The 13,919-nt window shown below is 41.7% G+C and carries 13 protein-coding genes; 12 read left to right on the top strand and 1 reads right to left on the bottom strand.

The annotated features are described in order from the left end of the window. Positions 1-70 precede the first annotated feature (70 nt). Entirely contained in the window at positions 71-943 is an 873-nt protein-coding gene (locus DV702_RS03535; protein ID WP_114923497.1) for a YitT family protein, read from the bottom strand. 140 nt (positions 944-1,083) lie between these two features. Here DV702_RS03535 and DV702_RS03540 point away from each other — a divergent pair, with 140 nt between their 5' ends. From DV702_RS03540 to DV702_RS03595, 12 genes are all read left to right on the top strand, one after another. After that, complete coding sequence (locus DV702_RS03540) at positions 1,084-1,422, top strand: nucleotide pyrophosphohydrolase (protein ID WP_114923498.1); 339 nt, start codon at positions 1,084-1,086, stop codon at positions 1,420-1,422. Continuing rightward, entirely contained in the window at positions 1,419-2,216 is a 798-nt protein-coding gene (dapB, locus tag DV702_RS03545) for a 4-hydroxy-tetrahydrodipicolinate reductase (protein ID WP_114923499.1), read from the top strand. Before DV702_RS03540 ends, dapB begins: the two co-directional genes overlap by 4 nt. Positions 2,217-2,242: 26 nt before the next feature. Next, positions 2,243-3,385, top strand: coding sequence for an N-acetyl-alpha-D-glucosaminyl L-malate synthase BshA (bshA, locus tag DV702_RS03550; RefSeq protein WP_114923500.1), 1,143 nt, complete (start codon positions 2,243-2,245; stop codon positions 3,383-3,385). After that, on the top strand, positions 3,382-4,557 hold the full coding sequence (locus DV702_RS03555) for a CCA tRNA nucleotidyltransferase (RefSeq protein WP_114923501.1): 1,176 nt from the start codon (positions 3,382-3,384) through the stop codon (positions 4,555-4,557). The genes bshA and DV702_RS03555 overlap by 4 nt, the downstream gene beginning before the upstream one ends. Then, positions 4,535-5,518: a biotin--[acetyl-CoA-carboxylase] ligase gene (locus DV702_RS03560; RefSeq protein WP_114923502.1), complete on the top strand. Its 984-nt coding sequence runs from the start codon at positions 4,535-4,537 to the stop codon at positions 5,516-5,518. Before DV702_RS03555 ends, DV702_RS03560 begins: the two co-directional genes overlap by 23 nt. Positions 5,519-5,757: 239 nt before the next feature. Continuing rightward, on the top strand, positions 5,758-6,597 hold the full coding sequence (panB, locus tag DV702_RS03565; protein WP_114923503.1) for a 3-methyl-2-oxobutanoate hydroxymethyltransferase: 840 nt from the start codon (positions 5,758-5,760) through the stop codon (positions 6,595-6,597). Then, on the top strand, positions 6,594-7,475 hold the full coding sequence (panC, locus tag DV702_RS03570; protein WP_371682724.1) for a pantoate--beta-alanine ligase: 882 nt from the start codon (positions 6,594-6,596) through the stop codon (positions 7,473-7,475). Before panB ends, panC begins: the two co-directional genes overlap by 4 nt. After that, entirely contained in the window at positions 7,468-7,851 is a 384-nt protein-coding gene (panD, locus tag DV702_RS03575) for an aspartate 1-decarboxylase (protein WP_114923504.1), read from the top strand. Before panC ends, panD begins: the two co-directional genes overlap by 8 nt. 252 nt (positions 7,852-8,103) lie before the next feature. Further along, positions 8,104-10,869, top strand: a complete 2,766-nt coding sequence (gene dinG, locus DV702_RS03580) for an ATP-dependent DNA helicase DinG (protein WP_114923505.1) — start codon at positions 8,104-8,106, stop codon at positions 10,867-10,869. 72 nt (positions 10,870-10,941) lie between these two features. Then, positions 10,942-11,421, top strand: coding sequence for a cell wall elongation regulator TseB-like domain-containing protein (locus DV702_RS03585; protein ID WP_114923506.1), 480 nt, complete (start codon positions 10,942-10,944; stop codon positions 11,419-11,421). 37 nt (positions 11,422-11,458) lie between these two features. Next, a complete protein-coding gene (locus DV702_RS03590) occupies positions 11,459-12,652 on the top strand; it encodes a pyridoxal phosphate-dependent aminotransferase (protein ID WP_114923507.1) in 1,194 nt (397 codons plus the stop codon). A 45-nt stretch (positions 12,653-12,697) separates the two neighbouring features. Further along, positions 12,698-13,420, top strand: coding sequence for a DnaD domain-containing protein (locus tag DV702_RS03595; protein ID WP_114923508.1), 723 nt, complete (start codon positions 12,698-12,700; stop codon positions 13,418-13,420). The last annotated feature ends 499 nt before the right edge of the window (positions 13,421-13,919 follow it).

Here is a 13,919-nt window from a genome sequence, read left to right on the forward strand (position 1 = left end):
TAAAGAAATCCGTCTGCTTTAGTCGCAGACGGATTTTTTACGTAGTTGTTTTGTGGTCATACAAATGCCATCAATCGGCCAAAGGTCTTTTTTGTTCATCTAAAGTGAATCCTTCCCCCATGACGTCATGGACTTCCATTAATGATACAAATGCGGAAGGGTCGACTGTAGTGATCAAGTTTTTTAAACGCATCATTTCATTTTTACTAACGACACAATACAAAATTTCACGATGTTCTTTTGAATAATGACCATAGCCTTTAAATACTGTCACTCCTCGTCCCATCTTATCTGCGATTTGTACAGCCAATTCGTCAGGGTGATTCGTGACGATAAAGGCACCTCTTGCAGAATAAGCTCCATCTTGTACGAAATCTATAACGCGCGCTCCGACGAATAAAGCGACTAACGTATACATCATGGAACGATAATCTAAATAGACCGCCCATGAGAGCAGAATGATTGCAGCGTCAAATACGAACATCGTCTTACCCATTGTTATTCCAAATTTTTTATTCACTAGTCTTGCGATAATATCAGAGCCGCCAGTCGTTCCGCCACTTCTGAAAATAATACCGAGCCCTACACCGATAAAGACCCCAGCAAATAAAGCGACTAAAAACAAATCACCTTCCATATGTATTTGAACTTGATACTTCATGAAAATCTTAATAAACACAGAAACAGCGACTGTACCGATGACAGTATAAATAAATGATCTTCTGCCAAGCATTTTCCATCCTAAAAAGAACATAGGGATATTCAATATTAAGTTCATCAATGCAGGATCCCAATTGAATGCAAATAATAAAATTAGTGTAATTCCTGTAAAACCACCTTCTGCTAATTCATGCTGGATAGTAAAGTTCACTAATCCAAAACTAAAAATAGCAGCACCGAGAATGATTAATAAAATATTGCGAATTCTAATACCTTCAAACAAATACAACACTCCCTACTTACGTAATATCTAGATGTGTAAACTAATGTACAAATAGCACTGCATAATTAGTATGTCCTAAATATTATATTTTGACAATAGGCAGTAGAATGCATACGATAGAAAGGGGAGTTGATGATTGGATGGAAGCACCAAAAACGATGGAACAATTACAGCAACAAGTTGACACATACATAACAGGATTCAAGGAAGGGTATTTCCCACCGATGGAACTGCTTGCGCGGCTTACAGAAGAACTTGGTGAGCTTTCAAGAGAAGTTCAAGACCGGTACGGCATGAAAAAGAAAAAATCAACCGAAGTGGTACGATCACTTGAAGAAGAAACAGGGGATCTTTTATTTGTATTAATTTGCTTCGCGAACTCACAAAATATCGACTTAGCAGAAGCACTTGACACGGTGATGGAAAAGTTTAATACGAGAGATAAAGATCGCTGGACTAAAAAGGAGGAAACACAATGACGATTAAAGTAGCAATTGCGGGCGCGCGCGGTAGAATGGGGGGCACGGCAGTCCTCGCAGCATATGAAGCGGCAGATATGGAAGTAGTCGCTGCCCTGGATTACAAACATGACGGACAGTTTTTACATAATGAAACAGTAAATGATTCAGAAGGAATTCCAATCTATACCTCTCTTGCCGCACTGCAGGCTGCACATCAGGCGGAAGTTTTACTGGACGTGACCGATCCTGATGCAGTCTTTACGAATGCGAGTGAAGCGTTAGGTCTTGGTATGCATGTGGTAATTGGAACATCAGGGTTATCATCAGAGATGTTAGCCGATTTAGAAAGTTTGGCAAATGAACAACAAAAGAGCTGTATTATTGCACCGAACTTTTCTATTGGCGCTGTCTTGATGATGAAATTTGCGCAACAAGCTGCCCGGTATTTAGGGGATATTGAGATTTTGGAAATGCACCATGACCGGAAATTAGATGCACCGTCTGGAACAGCTGTGAAAACGGCAGAAATGATCCGTGAAGTTCGTGCTGCTCATATTCAAGGTCACCCGGAAGAACAAGAGAAGTTAAAAGGCGCTAGAGGGGCGGATGTTGAAGGAATGAAAATCCATAGTATTCGTTTACCAGGATTACTAGCTCATCAGGAAGTACTGCTCGGCGGTGAAGGAGAGTTATTGACCCTTCGTCATGATTCATTCGACCGGAAGTCATTTATGCAAGGGATTTTATTGGCCATTCGTGAAGCGGTCTCCTCCAATAAGTTCGTCTATGGATTAGAAAAAATTATTAATTAAACACCATCAGTGAGGCGGTCAGACGTATGCAACAAAGAAAATTAAAAGTAGGTGTGATTTGCTATCCTTCCTTAGGCGGTTCAGGTGTTGTAGCGACAGAACTTGGCTTGAAAATGGCAGATAGAGGTCACGAGATGCATTATATTACTTCAAGTAAACCGTTTCGCTTTTTGGATGCCCATCCGAATATACAGTTTCATGAAGTGACGATTGAAGGGTATGCCGTGTTTAAATATCCCCCTTACGATATCGCATTAGCTAACCGAATCGCGCAAGTCATCGAATCGGAATCACTAGATGTATTGCACGTCCATTATGCCGTGCCACACGCTATTTCTGCTGTGCTGGCAAAAGATATGGCGAATTCATCTATAGGAATTATTACAACATTGCACGGTACAGATGTGACCATTTTAGGACATGATCCGGCATTGAAAAACACATTGTCCTACGGGATTAACAAATCAGACCGTGTGACAGCGGTTTCTCGTTCGTTGCGCAATGAGACGATTGAATTATTGAATCCGATCACCCCGATTGAGACAATCTATAACTTCATTGATGAAGAAAAATATTATCCGCATGAAGCAACACATATACGTGAAGAGCTTGGCATAATGCCTGATGAACGCGTAATTATTCATATTTCTAATTTCCGCAAAGTGAAACGGATTCCAGATATTATCGAAAGTTTCCGCCGAGTTGATAAGCGATTGAAAGCGAAATTACTTCTTGTAGGGGAAGGCCCAGAACTATTCGACTTGCAAGAATTCGTTAACGAACAAGGGTTGCAGGATGATATTTTATTTACTGGCAAACGGGATGATTTACCCGCTTTGTTGTCCAGTAGTGATGTCATGCTGCTATTATCGGAAAAAGAAGCATTCGGCTTAGTGCTATTGGAAGCATTTGCCTGTGGTGTCCCTGCTGTTGCAACCGCCATTGGAGGAATTCCGGAAGTAGTAGACGATGGACGCAATGGCTTTTTAGTCGCTTTAGGTGATGTCCAGGCGGTGGCGGATCGTGTGACACAGCTATTAACAGACTCCGAGCTACATGGAAAGATGAAAAAGCATGCGATAGAAACCGTGATACATGATTTCAGTTCTGATCAAATTGTTTTACAATACGAAGCACTATACTATGAAGTGGCGGCGATGAGACGATGAGTACTCCATTTGGGACGGTAGCGGGCCGTCATGTAATCTCAACATTACAGGCTGCCGGTTTTGAAACAGTATTTGTTGGCGGAGCCGTGCGTGATTTCTTACTTGGCAAAGATCCGTCTGATATGGATATCGCTACGTCTGCGACACCACAGCAAGTGAAGAACGTGTTCCGACGTACAGTGGATATTGGTATTGCACACGGCACCATCGTAGTACTCGCACCAGAACCAGTGGAAGTGACGACGTTTCGCACAAGCGCGGATAGTCAGCAGGCAAATGACAAACGTCCTGTCTCATTAGTAGAAGATTTACAGCATAGAGACTTTACGATCAATGCACTCGCTATGAGGCTGGATGGTGAGTTGGTCGATTGTTTTAATGGCCAAGCAGATTTGCATGAATGTCTTATTCGTACAGTTGGTGATCCTGTCGATAGATTCTCTGAAGATCCGTTACGAATCATGCGGGCAGTACGTTTTGCGTCTGTTTTAAATTTCGACATTGCATATGACACGTTAGCAGTAATGAAACAGCTCGTTCATCAATTGCAACATGTCGCAATTGAGCGAATAAAAGTAGAGATTGATAAACTCTTTCAAGGTATTAATCCATTAAAAGCATTTCACTATAGTCGGTCGATAGGTTTGCACACTGTCCTCCCTGAACTATTTTCATCTTTTGAACACTTGGATAAATATATGCCATTCGTTCATGCGCAACACGGTTGGGCGGCAATGCTGACTGAAAGTGAGTGCACAGCGGCAGAACTTGCAAATCGTTTTAAATTATCCAATGAAGAGAAGCGTTTCTTGAAACAATGTGAAGATGCACTACGCATAAGAAATAGCCGGTCGTTTGACACGTTGGATATATACTATTTTTCGTCAGATGTTCTTCAAGTAGTGGAAAAGATTCGACACGCACAAGTCAAAGACGAACCCGTGATGACTAAGGAACAAATCATTCAATGGAAAGAGCGTTTGCCTATTCAAAATCGCTCTGAACTTTCGTTTACAGGAACAGATCTTTTGCAGTGGTCGGGATTGCGTGGCGGCAAGTGGACGAGTGAATGGATTGAGAAAATTGAGCAAGCTGTAGTTTGTAAACGAATTGAAAATGACGCACAGTCGATAAAGGAATGGTTTTTGTATGAAATCTCCCGTGAAAAATGAATTATTAAAGAGGTTATTTGCGGCACAAGGTGAGCCTGTGTCAGGACAAGATATTGCAGATGAATTCGGACTCTCGCGCACAGCTATTTGGAAATACATTAAAGAGCTGGAAGAGGAAGGATATGAAATCGGTTCGCAGCGTAAAAAAGGATATTTTCTAATCGAAGCTCCTGATTTAGTGAACGCTGCGAATATTAGTGAATATTTACAAACGACCGCCTACGGTCAACAGATCAACTACTTTAAAACAGTTCCAACAACACAAACGATTGCTCATGAAGAAGCGCAAAATGGAGCAGTAGATGGAACGTTAATCATTTCCGAGGAACAAACGGCTGGTAAAGGAAGGCTGGCCAGACCTTGGGTATCAAATGCTGGACGTGGTATATGGATGAGCCTGATTATGCGTCCCGAATTACCGCCTCAACAAGCACCGCAACTGACATTGGTCGCAGCGGTTGCGATCGTGCGGGCTATTGAAGACGTGACGGATATTCAGCCCGTTATTAAATGGCCGAATGATATTTTAATTAACGGCAAAAAAGTGACGGGTATTTTGACCGAATTACAATCGGATCCCGATCGTGTGAAAGCGATTATTTTAGGGATCGGTGTCAATGCCAATCAAGAAACAGCAGACTTTCCTGAAGAACTGCAAGCGATTGCGACTTCATTGCGTATTGAAAAAGGGGAAAAAGTAGATCGAGCAAAACTAGTGGCGAAGATCATGCACTACTTGGAACAATATACCGCTCTTTACGTAGAAAAAGGATTCGCGCCGATTAAAATATTGTGGGAAAGTTATGCGACGATTACAGGCAAAAAAATTAAAGCGTCTATGGTTAATGAAACTGTTGAAGGAACTGCGCTTGGGATCTCGCAGGACGGCATGTTGGAGTTACAACTGGATGACGGTACAATCCGTGGAATTTACTCTGCGGACATAGAATTGAAGAATTAAAACTATACAGAATAGTACTGTTTTGTTATAGTATAACTCGTAGGGCGGTATCATGTATTGAGCTGCACCTGTAAGGCCAAAGAAATAGAAAATAGTTCTGCCTTGATCTGTAGAGACAGGGACGGAGGAAGCTAGATGTAATGCTTACGCAACCCTTCTGTCCATTTTTGGATCAGTTGGGTTTTATTTTTGTTCTAAATAACTCCCGCTGAAATGAGTGTAAAAGGAGAAGATACAAAGTGAAATCAACAACAGATTTTTCAAAAATGAAGGCAACTGGCGAAAAGATCAGTATGCTGACAGCCTACGACTATCCGACTGCACAAATAGCAGAAACAGCAGGGGTCGATGTACTTTTAGTGGGAGATTCGTTAGGGATGGTCGTTTTAGGGTATGAATCGACAGCTAGTGTCACAGCAGATGAAATGATTCACCACGGGAAAGCTGTAAGAAGAGGAGCAAAAGATACATTTGTTATTGTGGACATGCCGTTTGGAACATACCACGGGTCAGTCGATTCCACATTACAGCAAGCACTGCGTCTTTTTCAGGAAACGTCAGCAAACGCCTTGAAAGTGGAAGGCGGCGGTGAAGTAATAGACAAGATTAAACTATTAACGACAGCAGGTATACCTGTATGTGCACACTTAGGGCTACTCCCTCAATCTGCTGGTGTAACAGGTGGATATAAAGTGCAAGGTAAAACAGCGACGGCAGCGAAACAGTTGATCGAAGACGCGAAAGCATGTGAAGCGGCCGGCGCTTTCATGATTGTAGTGGAGTGTATTCCATTTCAATTGGCGAAAGAAGTAGCACAAGCGGTATCGATCCCTCTAATCGGCATTGGGGCCGGCGCTGAGACAGACGGTCAAGTACTCGTTTTCCATGATATGGTACGTTACGGCAACCACAATCTACCGAAATTTGTGGAAAGCTACGCAGACGTAGGGAAGGACATAGAAGGAGCAATGAAACTGTATAATCTTGCGGTGAAAAACGGATCATTTCCTGCCGAAAGTCATCGCTTTACGATGAAAGAAGAAGAACTCGATGCTCTATACGGAGGGAATAAGCGATGAATTCGAGCGCAACGATGCAAATAGTTCGTTCCATAGCGGAGCTGCAAAATATTTTAAACCCTAGAAAACGGGAAGGCCGTACTGTTGGATTCGTTCCAACAATGGGCTTTCTGCACGAAGGACATTTAGAACTAGTAAAAGAAGCGAGAAAAGATCATGACATCGTAGTGATGAGTATTTTCGTAAATCCTGCACAATTCGGTCCAGGAGAAGACTATGATGCATATCCGCGTGATGAACAGCGAGACGCTGAACTGGCATCAGCTGCGGGAGTGGATTACTTATTTGTTCCGACCGTGAAAGAAATGTATCCGCGAGCGAGTTCAATCAGTATTCTGCCAGGAAAACAAGCTTCGCAATTATGCGGTGCCTCAAGACCTGGTCATTTTGATGGAGTATTGAAAGTATTATTGAAGTTATTTAATATCATCGACCCAGACGAATCTTATTTTGGTATGAAAGATGCCCAACAATTAGCGATTATCGAAACTTTCGTCAGAGACTTCAATTTACGTACATCGATTACTCGAGTACCTACTGTACGGGAAGACGATGGATTGGCAAAAAGTTCACGTAATGTACGGCTTGAATTACAAGAACGCGAGCAAGCACCGGCTATATACCGTGCGTTGGGTATGGGGAAAAGAAGTTATTACGAGGGTGTCTCGTTAAAAGAAGTGGAAAAAATCGTTTCGAAAATTATTGAGAATGAAACATCCGGCACAATCGACTATGTGAGAGCATTAGCTTACCCTTCGCTGGATGAAAACTTCAGTGAGGCAGAAGAAGTGATTATTGCGGCTGCCGTAAAATTCACATCGACACGATTGATAGATAATATAATTATGTCAAGTATAAAGGATGAGAAAAATGTTTAGAATGATGATGAATGGAAAACTTCACCGTGCGACAGTAACCGAGGCTAATTTAAACTACGTAGGAAGTATTACAATTGACGCGGCATTGCTTGACGCGGCAGGTATGTTGCCGAATGAAAAGGTGCAAATTGTAAATAATAATAATGGAGCGCGATTTGAGACGTATATTATAGAAGGGGAGCGCGGCAGTGGCGTAATTTGTGTTAACGGTGCAGCGGCACGTCTCGTTCAACCAGGTGACATTGTTATTATTTTATCTTATGTATATATGACGGATGAAGAAGCTCGTACGCATACGCCGAATGTATTAATTATGGATGAGAATAATCGTGTCAAAGAAGTTATTACGGAAAAGCCGGGCGTGGCGATATATTAAGTAGATAAGTAGTTGCTTTTTTAAGGAGCTGTCCAGGAAGTCGGCGATGTCTGATTTTCTGTGATGGCTTTTTTTATGGAAGTAATGAGCTAGTAGGTTAGTAAATAGTCATTGCAATGAACTATAAAGGTAAGGATGTGCTCCTAACGCTGTGCCTTTAATCGCATATGTTTTTGACTATGTCAAGACGTGAGTAGCGCTAGCAAGTATGATACAATTTGCTATAGAAACTTATAGGAAGTTGATGATGGTATGTTCACAAGCAAATATGCAGTTGTTGATCTGGAAACGACGGGTCATTCTCCTTTAAAAGGCGATCGGATCATTCAAATCGCAATTGTTTTCATTGAAAACAACCAAATAACGAATACATATATGCGTTACGTTCATCCAGGGCGTTCTATACCGCCGTTTATTCATCAGTTGACGTCGATTGGCGATGATGATGTGGCGGATGCTCCCCCGTTTGAAGCAATTGCTCAGGAAGTGACGGATTTGCTTGCGGGCAATATTTTTGTTGCGCATAATACAGATTTTGATCTTTCATTTTTACAAAAAGAATTAGCACGTTGTGGTGTGTCCGCTTGGCATGGTAAAAAAGTAGATACAGTAGAACTGGCAAAAATAGTCTATCCCTCCTTACCTAGCTATCGATTACAAGATATTGCAGAATCATTAAATATTTCATTGAAGCAAGCACACCGAGCCGATGATGATGCGGAAGCAACTGCTTTATTTTTATTGAAAGCACTTGAGAAAATAGAGAAATTACCGAAAGAGACGCTGAGTCGTCTGCATGAACGTTCGTTTGCGTTGAAATCAGATATCTCCTCGTTAGTATTTGAAGCGTTAAAACGTGCCCGTGGGAAAGAGTCAGAGACACGATACTCACTGTTTCGGGGAATTCCATTTCGTAGTGAACGTGATGAAGTAATTCTAGGGGATGCGCCATTTGCTTTTCCGGCATCGAGTATACAAAAACAGGATCTTTTACGACAAATCAATCCAGCGTATGAATTGAGGACTGGGCAAGCGGAACTGATGGATTTGGCTTGGGAAGCATTTACTGAAAAGAGCCAAATTGCCGTCGAACTGCCGACAGGTGTAGGGAAGACGATTGGCTATTTGATCCCTGCCATTTTGCGTTCTTACGAGACGTCTAAACCTGTAGTCGTCAGCACGTATACGAACCATCTTGTAGATACATTGGCAGAAGAAATCGAGAAGCTGGAGAAGGCACTGAATATACCTGTGCCATTGACAGTGATTAAAGGCATGTCGAATTATATTTCACTAGGTAAATTTGAAGAATTACTACAATTCAATGACGAGGTCTACGATGATTCGATGACCATCATGCAAGTGCTCGTTTGGTTAACAGAGACGACTACGGGTGACTTGGATGAGATCAACGTGTCAGGTGGAGGTCAGCTATTCATCGATCGAATTCGAAAGCGCTCCATGAAAGTGAAAAAAGATGAAAAAATTGCAGACTTTTATTCGCGAAATTTGAGTCGCTGCAAGAAATCCGTCATTTTGGTAACGAATCATGCGATGTTGATGAATGATAAAGATCGGCATGAACCGTTATTTCATTCGCTTGGCGGACTAGTAGTGGATGAGGCTCATCAGATGAATCAGGCAGCTATTCAAATACACGAACAAGTATTTTCTTATACTCATTGGAAGTATGTCATGGGCCAGTTACATACGTTCAGTAATGGGCAATTACTATTTGATATGCAAGAAATTTTGACACGTTTCCATTTCAACTATAAATATTCAACAGAACGTTTACTAGATTCTTACGAAGCGTTTATGGCGGCATTTGATGAATGTATGATGATGCTGGCAAACAGCAAGCCACATATGCGGCATAGTACTCGTTCGGTGGAAATTTTTGATGATTCATTACGTGCGCATCCATGTTTTAGAAAAGTTCTAAAAAAAATGAATGATTATATGTCTATCGCTGAGAACTATAGTGCACCGATCCGATCGATTGCTAGTGAGTTAACATTATTGGAGCAAGCGACAAGCAATGAATGGCAGTACTGGCTTCATGAGATGAAAATCAAAGCCGGCGAATGGGTGGAGCTGTTTTTAGATGAACAGCAGCCAGGCACGACGATGTGGATGGAAAAAGATAGTCGAAGCTTACCCGGAAGTTTGCGCATTAAGAAAAGTCCGATCTACAGTGGGACTGTTGTCCAATCATTCGTTCAGCCATTGGCAGGAGAGACGGGTATTGTCTGGACGTCGGGTACATTGACAGCGGGGCAAGACAGACGTTTTGTATTGCAGCAACTGGGTGTGTCTGACGATATTCCGTTGTACACATTCGATGCACCTGCTAATTTTTACGCTGGCGCTCATACGTTTATTGTAGAAGATATGCCCGATATCCAACAAGTGTCCAATGAAGAGTATATTGAAGCGGTGGCAGATGCGTTGATTCAAACAGCGGTTGCGATTGACGGTCGTGTATTTGCGTTATTCCTTTCGCATGACATGTTAAAGAAAACACATGAATCTATTCTGGACAGTGGTTCATTGGAAGATGATTTCGTGCTTATTGCACAAGGGGTCAGCTCGGGTAGTCGCCATAAATTATTGAAAACATTCAAGCAACAAGAAAAGGCAATTTTATTCGGCACGACGAGTTTTTGGGAAGGAGTCGATGTGCCGAGTGAACAACTATCGGCTGTCGTAATCGTCCGTTTACCGTTTACTTCTCCTGAAGAACCATTATTCAAAGCACGATCGGCCGCGCTTTCCAACGAACAGAAAAACGCATTTACACAGTTGGGATTACCAGAAGCGATCCTTCGTTTCCGACAAGGATTCGGTCGATTGATCCGTTCTTCCGACGAACAAGGATTCTTTATCATACTGGATCGCCGAATTGACACGAAATCATACGGCAAATCATTTTTACAAGCATTGCCACAATCAGATGTCAAAAAAGTATCTGTACAAGCGCTGGTGAACGAGATCGAAAATTGCTATAATGAATGATGTATTAAAAGAAAGTAGGGTAAAAAATGAATCGACAAAAAGAAACGATTCATTCGATAGGAAGGGTGACTCATGCTTAATTGGATTAAATTTCTATCCGTTTTTTTACTCACCCTTTTTGTCACGATTACAATTTTTGTTTTGTATCAAGCGAATAAACCTTTCGCTTCATCACAAGAACATGCCATTGAAGTCGTTTTAAATGCAGGGGAACTTGTCACTGTTGAGGATACGACGAGCTACCGCGGCAATTCTTCATTGATTGCGGTATATGGCACAGACAGAAAAGGTAAATTTAAAGCGTTACTAGTGGACGAAAAGTCTTCAGAAATTGTCCGTACAGTAACACCTTCAAAAGGTATTACGAAACAACAAGCTACTGCCATCGTAAAAAAGGAAAAGCCTGTCAAAAAGATTCTTCACACATCACTCGGAATGGAAAAAGATAGACTGCTCTGGGAAGTATGTTTCATAAGTGAAGATGATACGTTGAATTACGCTTATCTAGATTTTACCGATGGAAAGTGGCAAAAACAAATTATGAATTTATAACTTGATGTGGAATTAGGATTAAAGGAGAGCGGTCGAGTTGAGAAAACAATTAGCATCTAGGGTGAATACATTATCACCATCTACAACATTAGCGATTACAGCGAAAGCGAAAGAAATGAAAGCATCCGGCATCGACATCGTAGGACTTGGAGCAGGAGAGCCGGACTATAATACACCTGAAAATATTTTACAGGCTGCGTACCAGTCGATGAAAGATGGCAAGACAAAATACACTCCTTCGGGCGGTCTTCCGGAGCTAAAAGATGCAATAATTGATAAACTAAAAAGAGATCAGCAACTAACCTATGAACGCAATGAGATAATGGTAGGAATTGGAGCAAAACATGTGCTCTTTACTTTGTTCCAAGTCATACTCGATAAAGAAGATGAAGTTATCATTCCCGCACCTTACTGGGTCAGCTATCCAGAGCAAGTGAAATTGGCGGAAGGTGTACCTGTGTATATTGAAGGCACAGCGAAAGAGCAGTTCAAAGTATCGGCTAAGCAAATCGCGGATGCAGTGACAGAGAAAACAAAAGCAGTCATTATCAATTCACCTGGAAACCCGACAGGCATGCTCTATACGAAAGAAGAGTTGCAAGAAATTGCTGACGTGTGCCGCGAAAAAGATATATGGATCATTTCCGATGAAATATATGAAAAACTCGTGTATCAAGGCCGTACGCACGTTTCGATCGCACAGCTTTCGGATGATGCAAAAGAGCGTACATTGATCATTAATGGCGTATCCAAATCACATTCGATGACAGGCTGGCGAATTGGTTACATTGCAGGGGACGCTGAAGTAGTCGCTGCTATGACGAATTTAGCAAGCCACTCTACTTCCAATCCTGTGACTACTTCACAGTATGCAGCAATAGAAGCGTATAACGGACCACAAGATGCAGTAGAAATGATGCGTCAAGCGTTTGAATCACGTTTAAATCAAGCATACCCTAAATTGGCGGCTATCCCTGGCTTCCATGTATTAAAGCCTCAAGGCGCGTTTTACTTTTTGCCGGATGTTCGAGAAGCTATGGAAAAGACAGGTTATGCTACAGTAGATGACTTTGCAAAGGCTCTACTAACGGAAGCTAATGTAGCAGTCATTCCGGGATCTGGTTTTGGTTCAAACACAACGATTCGCTTATCGTATGCGACATCGATTGAACAACTCGAAAAAGGCATCGAACGGATCGATCAATTTGTCAGGGAACATTGGATAGCGTAAACATAATAGCAAGTGAAGATTTGCTGATGAGAGGAAGTTTCGATTATGCAGCAAGAAGAAAGGCTAAACATTTGGATTGAGCAGGGAAATGTCTCCATTTCCCAGCTCTTTTTTCAACAGTATAAACAACTGCTAATTTCAGATACAGACGCTATGTTGATTTTGCATATTATCGCGTTTCAAGGACAGGGGAATTACTTTCCTACACCCACTGAAATTGCGAGCCGAATGCAACAACCGGAGAAACATGTTACGGACAGCTTGCAACGTTTAATGCGAAAAGGATTATTTACGATTGAACAAAGTACCGATGAACATAAAGTATTACATGAAAAATTTTCATTGCTTCCTTTATGGAATCGTTTGTTAGATGTGCTGGACAAGCAAAAACGGCAATCGGCTGAACAACAAACGAAACTTGCAGAAGGGGAAGTGTACTCGCTGTTTGAGCAAGAGTTCGGACGCTTCCTATCGCCGATGGAATGCGAAACGATTGGCATGTGGATTGATAAGGACGGTCATTCACCAGAAATTATTCGCGCAGCTTTAAAAGAAGCAGTACTCGCGCAAAAAATGAGCTTACGGTACATCGATCGAATTTTATTTGAATGGAAGAAGAAAAATGTCAAAACAATGCGAGATGTAGATCAACAAACTCGCGCGTTTCGTCCGATCGTCGCTGCTACGGCAGAGCAACCACAACAAACGATCAAGCAGGTCCCTTTTTATAATTGGTTAGGTGCGACACGTTGGACTACAAGTGCATAACGCATGAAATGTCCGAACTACAAATGTAGTTATAACTGATACGATGATAGATGGAATGAAAACCGTCATGTTGAGTTGAAACATCTACCCTAATCCTCCAACATGCAATAGTATTAGGTAAAATATTGTTGTGTGAAGCTTGGTGAAGTCGGTTGAACTCAGCCTAAGTTCTTAATTTGAATATGGCTGGGGATAGACCGGGGGGCTGAAAAAGAAATCTATGGTGAGAATGTCGTATGTGAATAACGACTGACGAACTTGCGAATGTACGGGTCAATAAGTTGACTACTCTCGAAAGAAGTAGGGTTACAAATTGTGTAACGTGGGATACCGATAAGTATGATTCTAGCCTAAGAAAATCGGGATAATGGACGATGACATTATAATACCCACTGGCTCATAGCAAGCACCTAAGGATTTATATGATAGCTAATCGTATCGGAACGTGGTAAGCAAAGGATTCCTATTTAAACAATTACCTTTGGGGGATTGCAAATAA

Source organism: Sporosarcina sp. PTS2304, assembly GCF_003351785.1.
Lineage (GTDB): Bacteria > Bacillota > Bacilli > Bacillales_A > Planococcaceae > Sporosarcina.